Origin of the sequence: Paraburkholderia diazotrophica (assembly GCF_900108945.1) — a bacterium.
Taxonomy (GTDB): domain Bacteria; phylum Pseudomonadota; class Gammaproteobacteria; order Burkholderiales; family Burkholderiaceae; genus Paraburkholderia; species Paraburkholderia diazotrophica.
This window is the reverse complement of sequence record NZ_FNYE01000070.1, coordinates 1-16,440: the sequence shown is the minus strand read 5'-3', so window position 1 is coordinate 16,440 and position 16,440 is coordinate 1. Positions and strand designations below refer to the sequence as shown.

Sequence of the window (16,440 nt, the reverse complement as noted above, 5' to 3'; positions counted from 1 at the left end):
CATTCGCTGAGGGCGTCGGCCATCACCACGCCGCCGCCGGAGATGATCACGGGGAACTTCGCCTGCGCGAGCAGTTCGGCCGCTTCGTTCAGGCTCTGCTCGCCGCCCGCGCCGCGATCGAGGTGCTGCGGCTGCGGAATCTCGGCCCTGATCTGGCCGTAGAAGTAGTCGCGCGGAATGTTGAGCTGGGTGGGCCCCATCTCGGCCATCGCGCGGTCGAAGCAGCGTCCCGTGAATTCGGCCATGCGTGCCGGATGCGTGACGTGGCCCTGGTATTTGGTGAACTCCTGGAACATCGGCAGCTGCTTCGCTTCCTGGAAGCCGCCGAGTCCGATGCCCATGGTGCCCGCCTCGGGCGTGACGATGACCACGGGGCTGTGCGCCCAGTAGGCGGCGGCAATCGCGGTGACGGCGTTGCTGATGCCGGGGCCGTTCTGGCCGATGACCACGCCGTGGCGGCCCGAGACGCGCGCATAGCCGTCGGCCATGTGACCGGCGCCCTGTTCGTGGACGACGGGAATCAGGCGGATGCCGGCGGGCGCGAAGATGTCCATCGCGTCCATGAAGGCCGAGCCCATGATGCCGAACATCTCCGTCACGCCGTTGGCGGCCAGCGTTTCGACAAAGGCTTCGGACGGGGTCATGGCCTGCGGACCGATGGCCGTCTGGGTTGGGGTCTTTTCGTTCATCAACTGTCTCCGGTTATCGTTTGACGGAATGCCGTATCTCGAATGCTATTCGGCGCCCCATGCGGGTCAAGGGATTCTGTCTTCGTTGCACGAATTTGAAATGAAATGGAACGTTTTGTTTCAAAATGACCGACGATGGCAAGCGCCGATGCACTGGGTCATGCGGGCTGCTGAAAAGCCGGTGCCGTCCGTCGCGCGAGGAAGTCGCACGCGGCGAGATTTATCGACACGTTAGGGTTTGCCCGTCGAAGGCGGTAGCACCAGTGCGAAGCTTTCGCCTGGGCCAGCGCGCGGATTGTTCTGCAATGACTCAGCAGGGTTGCTGCTGGCGCACGACCCTGCGCGCACGCAAGGAACAGGCAACTGGCAGCGGGCGAGAGAGTATCGTGCGGATCGACCCTTCGCCGTCGATCGGCAGATCGGGAAGAGAGCGATTGCTCGAACGGGCCGTAGACGAAGGAATATGCGTAGTTCTGCAAACTGGCCGAACGTTGACCGGCCCGACAGCCAGTCTCGCGAGACACAACATCCGGTATTCAATACCAGCCGCCCGAGTCGCCCAGGTAATTCAGAGTGAGCGTTGGCGATGAGACAGTCTGTACAGCGGCTTCGCGAACAAGCTCGACAAGAGCGCAGGCGTCGAGCCCTTGCTGCGGGCTACGCGACCGTCGAAATAATCGGAAGAAACCGAGTTGATTTTCCGATACCCCGAAAAAACGAAGAACAATGCTCACCATGCACTGGACCCATCGGATCTTCTAGCCTGGTACTACCACACGCTTTATTGATTGAGAATGCTTGACTTAACGTGCGAGATCGCAAGTGCGAAATGCGAGAAGCTGAAATCTGTCCTGGTAGCCGCTGACTATACTTGAGACGGAACTCCAAAACGGGACGCGGAACTTCTAGTTGCCGAGCGGCAGTTCAACGCCGCAATCGTACGCCGCGCGTGCGAATCGGGTAACAAAAGGTGTTCCTTGGCGTGCTCATTGTTTTTCAACCTGAGGAGACGGCGGTGAGAGCCTTACCCAGACTATCAAGGACGATGAAGCATCCCGCCGACTCGACAATCGAGCCGGTGATCAAGATCCGCCGCGCCCGCGGGAAATGGAATTCGTACTGGTTAACGACTGCCGTACTCGTGGTATCCGTCGTGCTTTGGCAGGCGATATCGATGGCGGGAATCTTCCCTGCGTTCGCGCTGCCCTCGCCGGTGGCGGTGTGGCAGGCCTTCGTCGAAATCGTCCACAATGGATATGGCGGGCAGACGCTCATTAGCGACGTTCTGATTAGTTGCTTTCGCATCATCATCGGCTTCGTTGGCGCGATTGCGATCGGTGTTCCAATCGGACTCCTGATGTCGCGGAACAAGATCGTGTTCGACATCATCGATCCCTTGCTGCAGTTCGTCCGGCCCGTTCCGCCGCTCGCGTATATCCCGCTGTTGGTAGTGTGGTTCGGCATCGGCGAATTGCCTAAAGCGATCCTGATTCTCGTTGGCACGATTCCCGTCATCATCATCGGCACCATGTCGGGCGTGAAAAGCACGCCGCCATTACGCATCTCGGTGGCTCGCACGCTAGGTGCGAGCAACGCGCAAATCTTCCGCAAGGTCGTTCTGCCTTCCGCGTTGCCGGAGATCTTCACCGCGATGCGCGTGGGGATTGGCGTGGCGTGGACGTGTCTTGTTGCAGCGGAACTGATCGCGGCGAGCAGCGGACTGGGTTGGCTCGTGCAGTTCGCCGGACAGGCGCTGCAGGTCGGCATCGTGATCGTCGGCATCGTGATCATCGGGTTGATCGGGTATGCAATGGAACTGGTAATTCGAAAGATCGAAAATCTGGTCGTTCCGTGGCGCGGACATAACTGAGCGGCTTATCGGAGGAGACGAAAATGAAAAACATGCATTGGGTCTACGGTGTCACCGCGGCTTTGCTTGCCGGCAGTTGTCTTGTTCCGGGCGCGGCTTACTCGCAGAACAAGCCCGAGGTCATCATCGGCTACGAGGATAACGGCGCCGATCCGTACATGGTGTCAATGGCCGAGCATATGTTCGAACACCAGATGAACGCTGACGTCCAGTACAAGCTCTTCAGTTCTGGCCCGGCGGCGATGAGCGCGTTGGCGTCGAACAGTCTCACGTTCATGTGCGGCCTCGGTGTTCCGCCGCTCGTGACCGCCATCGCGCAGGGCTTGCCAATGACGATCGTGTACAACCAGGAGCGCTACACGGATGCGGCCGGCATCGTGGTCAAGCCCGACAGCGGCATCCATGACGTCGCTTCGCTGCAAGGCAAGAAGATCGCAATCGTGGCGGGCTCTCAAGCCTCCTTCGAACTGGCAACCTTCCTCGCGGCTGCGCATGTGCCATATTCGTCGGTCACGCAGATCAACATGGCGCCGCCTCAGATGCGTACATCCTGGGTGACGGGCGCGATTGACGCGGCGATCGTCTGGGACCCGGTATTCAGCGCGCTGCGCGCGGCCGGCGGCAAGGCAATCAAGACCGATGGCGATCTGCCGCGAGAAGCTTCGAGCTATAACGTCTGTATTGCCAACGCGGAGTGGGCGAAGGCGCATCCCGATCTGGTCCGCGGTTTCGTCGCGGCTCTTGATCAGGGCTACCAGGTGACGATGAAGAACCGGGACCAGGCGCTCGCTGAAATGGCGCGCGCGACGGGCGTGACCGTACCCGTTGCGAAGAGTGAACTTGCCGGTTACGAGCTGTTCTCCGGCGCCGACCAGACCACGCCGAAAGTCATGGGCCTCGACGCAGGCGTCAAGACCTCCGCAACTTATCTGACGCTTGTGAATACAGCCAAGGTGCTCAACATGATAGGCCGCATTCCGTCGGTGCCGGCGAACTTCGACTCGAATGTCGCGCCACAGTACTCCAAATCTTTTGCCCATTGACCCGTTGACTATCTGGCCATCAAGCAGGAGACGAACTTGAACATCGTCATCGATTCCCTTTACAAGACATTCGGCGCCACATCGGCACTGGAAAACATCAATCTGCAGTTTCGCGGCGGCGAATTCGTCACCGTGCTCGGTGCCTCTGGCTGCGGAAAGACCACCTTGCTGCACCTGCTTGCCGGTCTGACATCACCCACGCGGGGAAACATCTACATCGATGGGGAGATCAAGGACCAGCCTGGTGCCGATCGTGTCGTCGTGTTTCAGCAGGCCGGTTTGTTTCCGTGGCTCAGCGTGGAAGAAAACATCGAGTTTGGGCCGTCACTGCATTCGGTGCCCAAGGCGCAACGCCGAAAGGACTCGGCCGACATCCTGCGGATCATCGGCCTCGAGTCTTTCGCCCGGCACAAAACCTATGAACTGTCGGGCGGCATGCAGCAGCGCGTGGCGATCGCGCGGGCTCTCGTCATGAAGCCGAAGGTGCTGCTGATGGACGAGCCATTCGGCGCATTGGATGCGCAGACTCGCAGCTCCATGCAAACCTTTTTGACGGAGCTGTGGGAGCAACTCCACTGCACGGTCGTGTTCATCACGCATGACATCGACGAAGCGATTTTTCTTGGTACGCGTCTTGTCGTGCTTTCGGCGCGACCGGGGCGGGTCGCGCTCGACGTGCCGATCGAGCTGGAACGGCCACGCACGCCGAAGGTCGCGTTCGAACCTCACTTTCTGGAACTGAAAAAACGCGCGATGGGCATTCTCGCGCATTGATATTAGCAACCCCCAAAGCAGTGCACCAAGAAAATGATTTCGATGTCCTGAACAAAGCGAGGCCGCAAACATCGCCAACCTGACCGACCGTTGCGGAGACAGCCCATCTCCAACAGCAGCTGACGATGATCCTCGGAGACCCATGAAGCCGGCACGGTGGTGCTGTTCAAGATGAAGCGCGAGCGATTCGCGTGCGTTACTCTCATGCCGACCGTGTGGCTTTTGATCTGCACGATGGCGGCCGGATGGCAGAAGATTTTCGATGCAAATCCGAAGGTTGGTTTCCTCGCGCATGCCGCGAAACTCGGCGAAGCCGCCGATGCAGGCAAGATCGTCGCGCCCGCGAAGTCGCTTGCGCAGATGCATCGGATCATGTTCAACGACTATGTCGATGCGGCGCTGGCTGGGGTGTTTATTTTCGTCGTTGTGAGTGTCGTCGTGTATGGGGCGCTTGCTGTGCTGCGCGCACGCCGTGATGATCGGCCTACGGTGTCTGAAACACCGTTTGAAATTTTGCCTGCGGGGCAGCGTGCGAGTGGCACTCGTTGAGCGGGGTGTGCGATGTTTTCTGGTTTAAGCGATGATGTGCGCAACGACGGGCGATATCTCGGGCAAGCCATGCGGTTGATGGTCGGCTTGCCCGACTATGACACGTACGTCTCACATATGAAGCGGTCGCATCCCGACTGCGCTGTGATGAGCTACGAAGAGTTCTTTCGCGAGCGGCAGGCGGCTAGATATGGGGGTGGGGTTGGGAAGTGCTGTTGACGTTTTCCGCCCGCGGGCGCTGAGTTTTTGTATGCCTGGCTTACCGCGGGCATCCGCTGAGCCTCGCGGCGCGGGCGTTGCCCCTGCGCGGGGCGACACTCAATTTCTTTGCCGCCGCTAAACGGATCGGCGACGGCGATGCCTTGTCCAGCAAGGTTTTCGCCGAAAATTGGCTCGTTATATCCCGTCCGTACCCCACAGATAATTTGCGGCAAATCCACGCGAACCGAATTTTTTAAAATTCAGGAGACGCCTGAGCGTCGAGCCCGTGCGGCAGATATAGGTAGAAGATCGCCAGCGTCACCACGGCCCGATTTGCGCGCCCGCTGTCGGCTTTCTTCAGGCGTAGAAGTACCCGCATCAACTTGGCGCGTTTTGGTTCGTCATCAGCAGCCCAACCCGTCGATCTGCTGCCGGCCCACTTCCGGTCATTCGGGTGCATGCACGAATGGACAGCCAGCTGTCCTCTCCACGCACAAGACCAGCCATTCGAGTTTCCACCGCCAGATACAGAAATAGCCCTATACCGGCTCCCGTATGCAGTTTTACACCTGGACGATTTCCGAGGCCACTGCCCGCAGCGCGAGAAGATAACCCTGAACGCCGAAGCCGCAAATCTGCCCTTTGACGATGTCGGCGAACACCGAGTGATGCCGGAACGGCTCCCGCGCATGAATGTTCGACATGTGCAGTTCGACGACAGGACATGTGAGGATGGCCAGCGCATCGCGGATCCCGTAGCTGTAGTGCGTCCACGCGCCGGCGTTAATCAGCACCGCGTCCTGATGCTCCTCGAATGCGCGATGGATGCGCTCGCACATCGCCGCTTCGCTATTCGTCTGGAACGATTCCACCTGCACGCCGAGTTCTTTGCCGAGTGACTGCAATTGCCCATCGATCTCGTCCAGCGTGATCGTCCCGTATTGCACAGGGTCGCGCTTGCCGAACATGTTGTGATTGATGCCGTGAAGCATCAGGACCTTCTTCATATGCGTCTCCGTCGTAAGTTCAATCTAGCGGCACGGTGAGCCTGTCGATCACGGCGCGCGTCTGGGGACGCACGCCGCGCCACCATGCGAACGCTTCCGCTGCCTGCTCGACCAGCATCCCCACGCCGTCTGCGATACCGCGCACGCCAACATTGCGCGCGAGCCGCAGAAATGGCGTGAGGCGCTTGCCGTAGGCGAGTTCATAGGCCGTGCCTTCGGGACTGAAGACAGTCGGCGGCACGGGAGGTAGGTCGCCGGTGAGACTCGCGGAGGTCGCGTTGACCACCAGATCGTAGCGTCCCATCGTCTCGAGATCGCCGTAGGCGCAGGCGCGCACTGAGCCACGCGCGCCCGCGTCTGCGATCAGCGCGTTGGCTTTGGCGATGTCCCGGTTCGCGATGACGAATTCGGCGGGGCGCGCCGCGAGAAACGGCAGTAGCGCGCCGCGGGCCGCACCGCCCGCGCCGAGCATCAGCACGCGTTGGGCTTCGAGCGGCACGCCGAGGTTCACCTCGATATCGCGTACGAGTCCGATCCCGTCGAAGTTCTCAGCGACGATCCGGCCGTTTTCGAATTTCAATGCGTTGGCAGCGCCCGCCAGCGAAGCCCTTTCGCTGCGCTCATCGGCCATCGCGAAGGCTTTGAGCTTGAAGGGCGCGGTGACATTCATCCCTTTGCCGCCCGACGCGCCGAACGCGCGCACGACGTCGGCAAACGCGCCTTCCGGTTCGAGCGGACCTTCGATGGCCGCATAGGTCATGTCCTGTTTCGTCTCGTCGGCGAAAAGACCATGAATCAGCGGTGATTTCGTGTGTCCGATCGGGTTGCCGATCACTGCATACTGGTCAGTCATGAGGGTCTCGCTTCAGCTCACTTGGAACTCATCTGGAATAAAGAACGCCTTCCGTCTGCATCGCGTCGATCTCGGCAACAGAGAAGCCGAGCGATTGCGCGACGTCCGCGTTGTGCTGGCCAAGATCGGGCGCGACTTCGCGGATCGTCGTGTCGCATTCGGAGAAGCGGAACGGCAGGTTGGGCAGGCGCAGCGTCCCATATCGCGGATGCTGCTGCTCGACTACCATGCCGCGTGCGTGAATCTGCGGATCGGCGAGAACTTCGTCGATGCGCTGCACCTTCGCACACGGCACGTCGATGCCATCCAGCAGGCTCAGAATCTGCGCGACCGGGCGCGCGGCAACCCACGGCTGAACGACGGAAAGGATTTCCGTGCGATGCGTGTTGCGGCCTACGCTATCGTGGAATCGCGTGTCGGTGCCGAAGCCGGCCGGGCCGCCGTGCGACTCGACGAGCGCAGCAAAGCGCTTCCATGCCTCGTCGACCTGGGCCGCGATCACCAGGTCGCCATCGGCGGCGCGGAAGACGCCGTAGAGCGTCGACGTCGGCATGTCGTGTCCCGTCTGCTCTGGCAGAACGCCGCGCAGCGTGTAGCACTGCACCGCGTATTCGTGCATCGAGACGAGCGTGTCATAAAGAGCCATGTCGATGTGCTGGCCGCGGCCGCTCTTCATGCGGCCGAGCAGCGCCGCGTTGATCGCTGCCACCGCGTGAATGCCCGTGTACATGTCGCCCAGCGAGATGCGCAAGAGCGGCGGCGGCTCGCCGGGCGTGCCGACCATCTGCATGATGCCGCTCTTCGCTTCCGCAATCAGGCCGAAGCCCGCACGATGCGCGTCCGGTCCCGAGTGACCGTAGGCCGATATCGAGCAGTAGACGAGACCCGGATTGCGCTTCGACAACTCCGCATAACCAAGCCCCAGCTTTTCCAGTGCGCCCGGCCGGTAGTTCTCGACGAACACATCGGCCGAATCGCACAGACGCCGCATGAACTCCATTCCGCGCGGGTCTTTCATGTCGACGCTGACGCCGCGCTTGCCCATGTTGAGTTGCAGGAAGTAGCCGCTTTGCTGATCGTCGAGCACGGTGGCATGCTGGCGTCCGGCGTCGCCGCTGCCGGGACGTTCGACCTTGATGACTTCGGCGCCCAGCGCCGCGAGGCATCGGCCGACATAAGGACCGGCAAGAAAATGGCTGTAATCGACAACGCGAATGCCTTCGAGAGGACGGGCCTGCATCAGAACGCTCCCGGCCGACGCGGCACCATCAGGCGATGCTCCCCGCGTTGAACCACCTGCCCATCCTGATTGACCAGTTCCGAAGGCAACACGACGATGCCCCAGCCAGGACGGCTCTTGCTCGGCCGCACCGCGCCGACGCGGAACTTCACGTGCAGCACGTCGTTGAGCCTGATCGGCAGGAGAAAGTCCCACGTCCAGCCGAGCGAAATGCCCGGTAGAAAGCGATAGTCGCTTTGCGTCTTCAAGCCATCGGCGATCGACAGCCCGAACAGTCCGTGCGCGACGATGCTGCCGAAGTGGCTCGCGTTCGCATACGCTACATCGACGTGCACGGGCGTATGGTCGCCAGTGAGATCGGCGTACGAGAGGATGCGTTCTCTAGTCACCGTGTAATTCGGGCTGATGCATTCGTCGCCTTCGCTCGCATCGTCCCAGTATTTTTCGACGATCGTCATGCTCATGCCTCCGCGCGCGGATTGATCTTCAGCGCCTGTGCGACACACGACGCGGGCTTTGCCTGAATCAATTCGACGGCGAGGCCATCGGGCAGGCGCAGCCAGTTGCGTCCCTGCGGCATTTCGCTGACGCCGTACGCTTTGGCCGCGATAAGTGCGGCTTCCAGGTCTTCGCACATCACGCCCAGATGGGCGAGCCGGCCCTCGGGGCCGTCATGCAGCGGGGCATGGATGAACTGCAGGCCGCCGAGCGTCCAGTACTGCCGCGGCGCTTCGGGCGTGCCGTCGACCTCGCGCATCGTCATGCAGAGGACTTCTTCGAAAAAGCGGATATGCCACTGAATGTCCTTCACCCAGATGGCGACATGCTCCAGATAGGCTTTGGTCCCGTTCATGCCTCGGCCTCCATACGTTGACGGTCGCTCATCGCGCGTTCGATGCCCTTGACGCAAGCGACGAGCGTTGCGTTGACCGGCGTCGGCACGCCGAGCCGCTGTCCCCAGCGCACGACGGACCCGTTGATGAAGTCGATTTCCGTGACCGAGCCTTTTTCGAGGCTTTGCAGCATCGAGGTCTTGAACGCGGCGGGCAATCCTTCGGCGGCGAGCGTCCAGGCCTGCTCGGGGTCCTGCATCGATAGCTTCACATCGGAGGCGTGTGCAACCGCGATCGCCTCGCCGGCAGCCGCGAGCGCGGTCGCTTTCAACAGCGGCTCGTCATAGAGCTGTCCGTAGGTGAGGCTGGTGATGCCCGTTAGCGCGCCCGTCGCGACGTTGATGAGCAGCTTGTCCCACATCGTGCCGACGATGTTGTCGCTGACCGTGGTGAGCAAACCTGTGCTGTTGAACGCATCGGCGATGGTCTGCACGCGGGACGTGATACGGCCGTCGAGTTCGCCGATGTAGGTGGGTTTGCCCTTTACGCCGGACTCGACATGCCCCGGACCGCGCAGCACGCCGCCGACGTAGGTCTTGCCGGCCAGCACGCGCTCGCGGCCGACGATGTCGGCGAGCACGTCTTCGTGTCCAAGGCCGTTCTGCAACGACAGCACCAGCGTTTCGGGACCGACCAGATCGAGCGCGCCGCGCATGGCCGCGTCGGTATGAAACGACTTGACCAGCACGACGACGAGCTCAACAGCGCCGATTTCGGCGGCCTGGGTTGCGGCGCGCACCTTGACGCGCCGGGAACCGGCGGCGTCGTCGACTTGCAGGCCATTGCGGCGCATCGCTTCGACGTGCGTGGGCGAGCGGTCCAGCAGCCAGGTTTCGTGGCCGCCTTCGGTGAGCGCGGCGCCAATCGCGCAGCCCAGCGCGCCGGCCCCCAGAATTGCAATCTTCATCTGCATCTCCTTGACGTGTAGAGGCACGATAGGTATTGCCGCTCATACTGACAATGCAATGGCTACAATGACGTCATTGCGATGGACAATAAAGCACGTCACGCCATGCTGCCGACCGATCTGCCCGACCTGAAGCTGCTTCAGCTTTTTGACCTTCTCTACGATGCCCGCAGCGTGACCCGCGTCGCGGAACAGCTCGGCCAGAGTCAGCCGACGATCAGCATCTGGCTTGGACGATTGCGCGACTGTCTGCAGGACCCGCTGTTCATCCGCACGCCGGGAGGCATGGCGCCGACGCCGCAGGCCGACGCACTGATCGGGCCGTGCCGGGAGATTCTCGAATCGCTACGTCGTTTCGTCGCGTGGGAAATTGCGTTCGATCCCGCGACCGCGCAGCGGCGGTTCCGCATCTGCATGACGGACGCAAGCCACATCACGCTGCTGCCGAGACTGCTCGCGCACGTGCGCGCGCAGGCGCCGGGTATCAGGCTGGAGGCGGCGAGCATCGACGGCAATACCGAGCGCGCGCTGGAGTCCGGCGAGGCGGATCTTGCGATCGGCTATGTGCCCTGGCTAGGCGGCGGCATCTACCAGCAGCAGCTTTATCAGCAGGATTGGGTATGTCTGACCAATCGACATCATCCGAGGCTGCGCGCCCGGCTTGGGGCGAAGCAATATCGCACGGAAGGGCATGTCGTCATCGAGTCAGGTACGGGCGCGCAGCTTCTCGAACAGGCGCTGGCGCGCGAGCGGATCGAACGTGATGTCGTGCTGGAGTTGCCCGGTTTCCTGGGGTTGGGGACGATCATCCAGACGACTGACCTGATCGCCACGTTGCCGCGTCACATCGGCGAAACGCTGGCGCAAGCGAATGATCTCGCCATCCACGCGTGTCCGATCCCGGTTGAAGGCTTCGCCGTGCGGCAACACTGGCATGCGCGGTACCACCACGAGGCGGGAAACCGCTGGCTGCGTGGCGTGGTGATGCAGTTGTTCGGCAGTTCGCGCTGAGCGGGGTGCTTTCAGTCGACCCCATAAAAATGGCACGGCGGTTCCGAGTCTGGGGGAGCAGGGCGTCCTACTCCACATTAATGACAGTGGGGAAAAGCGTTGATGCTCCGGGTCGAGCGGTGCCGATACCGGTCCTTGCCGGGCAAGCGCAAGTGAAGCACATGCGTTACACCGCTGGCGCCTGAAGACCGGTGCGCGGGTGCGTGTCACACGTCTGCGCACGGTCGGAAAATCGCCCGAGACACTGACGCGGACATTGCAGCCAACAAGTAACGCCCGGGCGCCCGTGGGTAAGCATCTCATGACAGCCGTAGGTGACTTTCGCACGCGTGTTGACTCGCATCGCAGGCATTCCGCCGCCGCGGTGAATTCGAACTGGCGGCAAATCGTTTGAGCGATTAAAAGCGTTAAGAACGCGGCGCGCATAAACGGCCACAACCTGCGCCGGTGGCTTGCGCACGGGCCGCTTCGTCCATAAATCGTCTCTGACCACGAGCCGCCCAGGACGCCCCCATCGCTCAACGTCGCCGACGCATGCCGGCACCCGGAGAAACCCTTGGAACGTTCGGCAATCGCGCGCGCATGCGCGATGATCGAACGCGCGCGCGCGTGTCGCCATTGTGTCACGTCGTTGCATGGGACTACTCTGCGATCCATCAGGCGACATCGGTCAGTCGCCCTACCACATAATCCGGAGACATCCATGAAGGCAGACACGGACCACGAGCCTCAAGGCAGGCATCAGTCGAAGAAAGCCGCAGCGAGCGGCTGGATCGGCTCGGCGCTCGAATACTACGACTTCTTCATCTATGCCACTGCGTCTGCGCTGATCTTTCCGCAGATCTTTTTTCCAAAGGGCAATGCGACGACCGCGATCGTCGCTTCGCTCGCGACCTACGGTGTGGGTTATGTCGCGCGGCCGATCGGCGCCTTCGTACTCGGGCACCTCGGCGATACGCACGGCCGCAAGAACGTATTGCTGTGGTGCATGTTCCTCATGGGCTTTTCGACGATCGGAGTCGGCCTGCTGCCGACCTACGATCGGGTCGGACTGCTCGCGCCCGTGCTGCTTGTGGTTCTGCGCCTGCTTCAGGGCTTTGCCGTGGCCGGCGAAATTTCCGGCGCGAGTTCGATGATCCTCGAGCATGCGCCGTTCGGCCGGCGCGGCTTCTTCTCCAGCTTCACGCTGCAAGGCGTGCAGGCGGGGCAGATCCTGGCGGCGGCCGTCTTCCTGCCGCTCGCGCACTACATGCCCGCCGAGCAGTTCAACGTGTGGGGCTGGCGCATTCCCTTCCTGCTGAGCTTCGTGGTCATCATCGCGGGCTGGATCATTCGCCGTAAGGTCGACGAGACGCCTGCCTTCACTGAAGAAGGGCAACGTCAGGCGCGTCCTCGCTCGCCCGTGATCGATGCGTTCCAGTACAGCACGCCGAACATGCTGCGCGTCGTGTGCATGGCGCTGATGAACGTGATTCCCGTGGTGGCGACCATCTTCGGCGCGGCCTACGCGGTGCAGCCGGCCTACGGTATCGGGTTCGCCAAGGACGTCTATCTGTGGATTCCTGTCGTGGGCAACATCGTCGCCGTGGTGGTGATTCCGTATGTCGGCAACCTCTCCGACAAGATCGGCCGCAAGCCGCCGATCATCATCGGTTCGCTGCTGTCGGGCCTGCTCGCCTTCGCTTACCTGTGCGCGATCAGCATCCACAACGTGCCGCTCGCTTTCGTGATGTCGTTGCTGATGTGGGGCGTGGTCTATCAGGGCTACAACGCGGTGTTCCCTAGCTTCTATCCCGAACTGTTCCCGACCCGCACGCGTGTTTCGGCGATGGCGATCGCGCAGAACATCGGCACGGCCATCACGGCGATGCTGCCGGCGCTCTTCACGGCCGTCGCGCCGCCGGGAGCCACCAACATCTGGTTCACCGTCGGCGCGCTCGCGTTCGGCATCACGGTGATCGCCGCGCTGGCCGCGTTCAGTGCCCGTGAAACGTATCGAGTGCATATGAGCGAACTGGGCCAGCCAGACGCGCATGCGGTGGACAAGGCCGAGTACGACCGCCTGCGGGCACTGGCCTTCACCGCGCGTGCCTGAACGTCCTCTGAGAGAGCAAACCCCCGCCATGATTTCCGGAAAGACCACCCTCATTGCACACATCGGCTATCCGACCGAGAGCTTCAAGTCGCCGATGATCTACAACCCCTGGTTCGAGCAGAAAGGCATCGACGCGGTGGTCGTGCCGATGGGCGTCAAGATCGAGGACTATGAGCAGAGCTTCGCGTCGATCTTCCGGTTCACGAACCTGCACGGCGCGCTCATCACCATGCCGCATAAGGTGACGACGGTTCGACTCGTCGATGAAGTCACACCCGCCGTGCACATCGCCGGCGCGTGCAACGCGGTGCTCAAACGTCCCGATGGCACGCTGCTGGGCGACCAGTTCGACGGCGCGGGTTTCGTGCGCGGTGTGTTGCGCAAAGGCCGCCGGCTGGCAGGCGCGCGCGTGCTGGTGTCGGGCGCAGGCGGTGTCGGTTCGGCGATTGCCGCGTCGCTGGCGGCGGCGGGCGTTGGCGAACTGGCGCTGTACGACACGCGCTCCGAATCGGCCGAAGGACTCGCGCGGCGACTGCGCGAGCACTATCCGGCACTGAAGGTCAGCACCGGCTCGCACGATCCCGATGGCTTCGAGGTCGTGGTGAATGCGACACCGCTCGGCATGAGGGCCGATGATCCGTTGCCCTTCGATGTCACGCGCATTGCGCCAGGCTGCTTTGTCGGCGAGGTCGTGATGAAGTCGGAGTACACGCCATTCCTGCGTGCGGCACGCGAGAAGGGCTGCGAAGTGCAGGTGGGCACCGACATGCTGTTCGAAATGATTCCGGCGTATCTGGAGTTCTTCGGCTTTGGCAGCGCCACTGCCGAAGAACTGCGGCGCACCGCGACCATCGCGTACTGAGTCACCTTGATACCGGGTTTGTCGATGAATGCTTCGTATGGCGGCTGCAGCTTTGGCGAAATCGTCGCGATGGTTGGCCGCGTGAGGGATCTGCTTCAGGACATGCCTGCATGAGCCGCCGCGGCCCGTTGAGTTTTGCATTGCTTCTCCCGTTCCTGCTGGCTGCGCAGCCAGTCGCGACCGACAGTTATCTGCCGGCGCTGCCTGCGATCGCGACGGCGCTCGGTTCAGCCAGCACCAGCCTCACGGTGTTCGCGCTCGCGTTCGGCATGGGGCAGTTGCCGATGGGCAGCCTGGCCGACCGCTATGGACGTCGGCCGACGCTGCTCGCGGGCCTCGCGGGATACGCCGTCGCTGCGCTGGCCGGTGCGCTCGCGCCGAGTGCGTCGATGCTGACGGCGGCCCGCGCGTTCCAGGGGCTGGCGATGGCGGCCATTCTCGTGTGTGCGCGCGCGGCCGTGCGCGACCTGTATCCCGCCAGCGAAGGGCCACATGTGATGGCTCGCGGACTCACGGGGCTGGGCGCGACAGCACTGACTGCGCCGATCGCCGGCGCCTATATTGCGCAGCATGTCGGCTGGCGCTGGGTGCTCGCGGTCATGAGCCTGTACGCGCTTGTGCTGTGCGTGGCGTGCTGGCGCGGCTTCGGGGAAACCGTTCACCGCACGGAAGCGGCGCGGACGCCGGCCGGCGGCGTCCGCGAGATCTTCGATAGTCCCGAATTCCGCGCGTGGGCGCTGCTGGCTGCCGTCACCTACTGCGGCATGTTCTGCTTTCTGTTGCTTTCGCCGATGGTCTATATCGGGTACCTTGGCCTGTCGCCGGAGCTATATGGCTGGATACCCGCTGGCGGCTCGCTCGTCTACATGCTGAGCACCATGGGATGCAGGCGTCTGCTGTATCGCCACGGCGTTTTGCGGACAGTGCGCCAAGGCGCGATGCTAAGCCTTTCAGGGGCGGTCATTCAGGGGCTCGGCTGCTGGCTGCTGCCCGGCAGCGCGTGGCCGCTGCTGCTGGGCCACGGGGTTTATTGCCTGGGACACGGCATCCACCAGCCTTGCGGACAGGCCGGTGCGGTGGGTGGCCTGCCGCACCTCGCGGGACGTGCGGTGTCGTGGTCCGGCTTCATCATGATGTGCGCCGCTTTCTGCGCGGGACAGACCGCGTCGGCCTTCGTCGATCCGCATTACCGGCTTGGTGCGTGGCCTATGGTCGTCCCGATGCTCGTCGCCGGATCGGCGCTGATGGCCATCGCGTTCGCCTGGTTGCCCAGGCTCGAGGATCCTGGCCGGTTGAGTTCGCGGTCTGCGGCTGTTCCAGTCAGGTCAGAGTAGGCACAGGCCGACATGTACCTTTGGCTTGCGAGCAACGAAAAATTAGGATGTCGCCCGCAAACCTGAAGTCGAACGTCCCCGATCATCTCCGCCTCGCTGGTGGGTCGCTTCCTGCCGAGCGCATTGCTCTTCACATCCGCCTGATTTGCTAATCTTCGGTTCGGACCCGGGCGCCCTTGAACGATTGTCTCTTTTGAGGGCGAAAGCTGCCGTACAAGTGACGACGGGATCTATGTCCGTAGCGGGTCGGTTTCGGGCGACCAGGTCGGGCAGTGACCGGCCAATGCGCGTCGTTCGACGCTCCGCCAGTCTGGTTACGCCCGCATCCCTAAGCGGTCATTCGGTCATTCACGGATCGACGGCGGCCAAATCAGCGGATCACCGCAGGCGGATCTGAGAAATTCACTCACTCGGCACTGGGAAAACGTCGCTGACGCGACAGGCGTCGCTTATCGTGGCTATGCGACAGACCATCTGCGGATGGCGAAGGGTTTGAGCGGGCGAGTGCAGCACGGCGGATTCGCCGGCTCGCCGTCCCGACTGTGCTACAAGCATTCCTGCATTCCTGTGCTTGCTCAGGTAACGGGCACGAACTCTCCTTCGGCGAAGAACCACGCCGACATCGTTCGTGCCAGTTCGAGCACGACCTCCGCGTCGGTCCGGCCGGAGGATGCGCGCACGTGGAACGAATGATCTGCGTCGTCCACCACATGCAGCGTGGCGCGTGGCCCCAGCGTCCCGACGACCGACCTCAGCAGGTGAAGCTCGGCCAGCTTGTCGCGCGTGCCCTGCAGGAAGAGAATCGGCACCGTGACGTCCGCCAGGTGCCGTGCCCGCTCCACGCCGGGCGCGCCCGCCGGGTGCAGCGGGAACGCGACGAAAGCGAGGCCACGCACACCGTCGAGCGGGGAGATGGCTTGGGCCTGGGACGTCATGCGGCCGCCGTACGACCTGCCGCCGGCGAAGAGCGGCAGGGCTGGCAGCCGCCGGCGGGCCTCTGCGACGGCTGCCTGCACGGCAGCATGCGCCACGGCCGGCGAGTCCACCCGCTTGGAGCCCCGCTCCATGTACGGAAACTGGTAGCGCAATGTGGCGACATTCGCCGCCGCAAG

The 16,440-nt window shown here is 62.6% G+C and carries 16 protein-coding genes and 1 pseudogene; 9 read left to right on the top strand and 8 right to left on the bottom strand.

The annotated features are described in order from the left end of the window. The coding region (locus tag BMW76_RS38785) for a thiamine pyrophosphate-binding protein (protein WP_245763573.1) at positions 1-689 on the bottom strand (689 nt) is incomplete at its 3' end. 1,045 nt (positions 690-1,734) lie between these two features. Here BMW76_RS38785 and BMW76_RS38780 point away from each other — a divergent pair. From BMW76_RS38780 to BMW76_RS38760, 5 genes and pseudogenes are all read left to right on the top strand, one after another. Then, positions 1,735-2,559, top strand: coding sequence for an ABC transporter permease (locus BMW76_RS38780; RefSeq protein ID WP_245763572.1), 825 nt, complete (start codon positions 1,735-1,737; stop codon positions 2,557-2,559). A 23-nt stretch (positions 2,560-2,582) separates the two neighbouring features. Continuing rightward, positions 2,583-3,602 (top strand): taurine ABC transporter substrate-binding protein, encoded by a 1,020-nt coding sequence (locus BMW76_RS38775; RefSeq protein ID WP_090873996.1) that lies wholly within the window; start codon positions 2,583-2,585, stop codon positions 3,600-3,602. 36 nt (positions 3,603-3,638) lie between these two features. Then, entirely contained in the window at positions 3,639-4,376 is a 738-nt protein-coding gene (locus BMW76_RS38770; RefSeq protein WP_090873995.1) for an ABC transporter ATP-binding protein, read from the top strand. 150 nt (positions 4,377-4,526) lie between these two features. After that, positions 4,527-4,925: pseudogene (locus BMW76_RS38765) on the top strand (carbon starvation protein A); the annotation flags it as partial. A 12-nt stretch (positions 4,926-4,937) separates the two neighbouring features. Next, the gene (locus tag BMW76_RS38760) at positions 4,938-5,144 is read left to right on the top strand and encodes a YbdD/YjiX family protein (RefSeq protein ID WP_090873994.1); all 207 of its coding nucleotides are present in this window, start codon (positions 4,938-4,940) and stop codon (positions 5,142-5,144) included. A 545-nt stretch (positions 5,145-5,689) separates the two neighbouring features. Here the strand turns inward: BMW76_RS38760 and aroQ are convergent. The 6 genes from aroQ to BMW76_RS38725 are packed head-to-tail and all read right to left on the bottom strand — an operon-like array spanning position 5,690 to position 10,026. Continuing rightward, the gene (gene aroQ, locus BMW76_RS38750; RefSeq protein WP_090873992.1) at positions 5,690-6,133 is read right to left on the bottom strand and encodes a type II 3-dehydroquinate dehydratase; all 444 of its coding nucleotides are present in this window, start codon (positions 6,131-6,133) and stop codon (positions 5,690-5,692) included. Positions 6,134-6,152: 19 nt separating this feature from the next. Then, positions 6,153-6,986, bottom strand: coding sequence for a shikimate dehydrogenase (gene aroE, locus BMW76_RS38745; protein ID WP_090873991.1), 834 nt, complete (start codon positions 6,984-6,986; stop codon positions 6,153-6,155). Positions 6,987-7,014: 28 nt separating this feature from the next. Continuing rightward, positions 7,015-8,226, bottom strand: a complete 1,212-nt coding sequence (locus tag BMW76_RS38740) for a CaiB/BaiF CoA transferase family protein (RefSeq protein WP_090873990.1) — start codon at positions 8,224-8,226, stop codon at positions 7,015-7,017. Next, on the bottom strand, positions 8,226-8,684 hold the full coding sequence (locus BMW76_RS38735) for a MaoC family dehydratase (RefSeq protein WP_090873989.1): 459 nt from the start codon (positions 8,682-8,684) through the stop codon (positions 8,226-8,228). Before BMW76_RS38735 ends, BMW76_RS38740 begins: the two co-directional genes overlap by 1 nt. Before the next feature lie 2 nt (positions 8,685-8,686). Beyond that, positions 8,687-9,079 carry a VOC family protein gene (locus BMW76_RS38730; RefSeq protein ID WP_090873988.1) on the bottom strand — a complete coding sequence of 131 codons (393 nt, stop codon included), beginning with the start codon at positions 9,077-9,079 and terminating at the stop codon, positions 8,687-8,689. Further along, on the bottom strand, positions 9,076-10,026 hold the full coding sequence (locus tag BMW76_RS38725; protein WP_090873987.1) for a ketopantoate reductase family protein: 951 nt from the start codon (positions 10,024-10,026) through the stop codon (positions 9,076-9,078). Before BMW76_RS38725 ends, BMW76_RS38730 begins: the two co-directional genes overlap by 4 nt. 105 nt (positions 10,027-10,131) lie before the next feature. Here BMW76_RS38725 and BMW76_RS38720 point away from each other — a divergent pair, with 105 nt between their 5' ends. The 4 genes from BMW76_RS38720 to BMW76_RS38705 all read left to right on the top strand — a co-directional run bounded on the left by BMW76_RS38720 (position 10,132) and on the right by BMW76_RS38705 (position 15,328). Beyond that, positions 10,132-11,037, top strand: a complete 906-nt coding sequence (locus tag BMW76_RS38720) for a LysR family transcriptional regulator (protein ID WP_407669084.1) — start codon at positions 10,132-10,134, stop codon at positions 11,035-11,037. A gap of 703 nt (positions 11,038-11,740) precedes the next feature. Continuing rightward, the gene (locus BMW76_RS38715) at positions 11,741-13,132 is read left to right on the top strand and encodes an MFS transporter (protein WP_090873985.1); all 1,392 of its coding nucleotides are present in this window, start codon (positions 11,741-11,743) and stop codon (positions 13,130-13,132) included. A 28-nt stretch (positions 13,133-13,160) separates the two neighbouring features. After that, positions 13,161-13,994 (top strand): shikimate dehydrogenase family protein, encoded by an 834-nt coding sequence (locus BMW76_RS38710; RefSeq protein ID WP_090873984.1) that lies wholly within the window; start codon positions 13,161-13,163, stop codon positions 13,992-13,994. Positions 13,995-14,104: 110 nt separating this feature from the next. Further along, positions 14,105-15,328 (top strand): MFS transporter, encoded by a 1,224-nt coding sequence (locus BMW76_RS38705; RefSeq protein ID WP_090873983.1) that lies wholly within the window; start codon positions 14,105-14,107, stop codon positions 15,326-15,328. Between the two features lie 575 nt (positions 15,329-15,903). Here BMW76_RS38705 and BMW76_RS38700 read toward each other — a convergent pair. Beyond that, positions 15,904-16,440: alpha/beta hydrolase family protein (locus BMW76_RS38700; protein WP_143062447.1), on the bottom strand; the 537-nt coding region annotated here is incomplete at its 5' end.

Excerpts from the sequence above, each read along its gene's own strand:
- BMW76_RS38780 (WP_245763572.1), top strand. The coding sequence starts at position 1,735 with ATGAAGCATCCCGCCGACTCGACAATCGAGCCGGTGATCAAGATCCGC.
- BMW76_RS38775 (WP_090873996.1), top strand. The coding sequence starts at position 2,583 with ATGAAAAACATGCATTGGGTCTACGGTGTCACCGCGGCTTTGCTTGCC.
- BMW76_RS38760 (WP_090873994.1), top strand. The coding sequence starts at position 4,938 with ATGTTTTCTGGTTTAAGCGATGATGTGCGCAACGACGGGCGATATCTC.
- aroQ (WP_090873992.1), bottom strand. The coding sequence starts at position 6,133 with ATGAAGAAGGTCCTGATGCTTCACGGCATCAATCACAACATGTTCGGC.
- aroE (WP_090873991.1), bottom strand. The coding sequence starts at position 6,986 with ATGACTGACCAGTATGCAGTGATCGGCAACCCGATCGGACACACGAAA.
- BMW76_RS38740 (WP_090873990.1), bottom strand. The coding sequence starts at position 8,226 with ATGCAGGCCCGTCCTCTCGAAGGCATTCGCGTTGTCGATTACAGCCAT.
- BMW76_RS38735 (WP_090873989.1), bottom strand. The coding sequence starts at position 8,684 with ATGACGATCGTCGAAAAATACTGGGACGATGCGAGCGAAGGCGACGAA.
- BMW76_RS38730 (WP_090873988.1), bottom strand. The coding sequence starts at position 9,079 with ATGAACGGGACCAAAGCCTATCTGGAGCATGTCGCCATCTGGGTGAAG.
- BMW76_RS38725 (WP_090873987.1), bottom strand. The coding sequence starts at position 10,026 with ATGAAGATTGCAATTCTGGGGGCCGGCGCGCTGGGCTGCGCGATTGGC.
- BMW76_RS38720 (WP_407669084.1), top strand. The coding sequence starts at position 10,132 with ATGCTGCCGACCGATCTGCCCGACCTGAAGCTGCTTCAGCTTTTTGAC.
- BMW76_RS38715 (WP_090873985.1), top strand. The coding sequence starts at position 11,741 with ATGAAGGCAGACACGGACCACGAGCCTCAAGGCAGGCATCAGTCGAAG.
- BMW76_RS38710 (WP_090873984.1), top strand. The coding sequence starts at position 13,161 with ATGATTTCCGGAAAGACCACCCTCATTGCACACATCGGCTATCCGACC.
- BMW76_RS38705 (WP_090873983.1), top strand. The coding sequence starts at position 14,105 with ATGAGCCGCCGCGGCCCGTTGAGTTTTGCATTGCTTCTCCCGTTCCTG.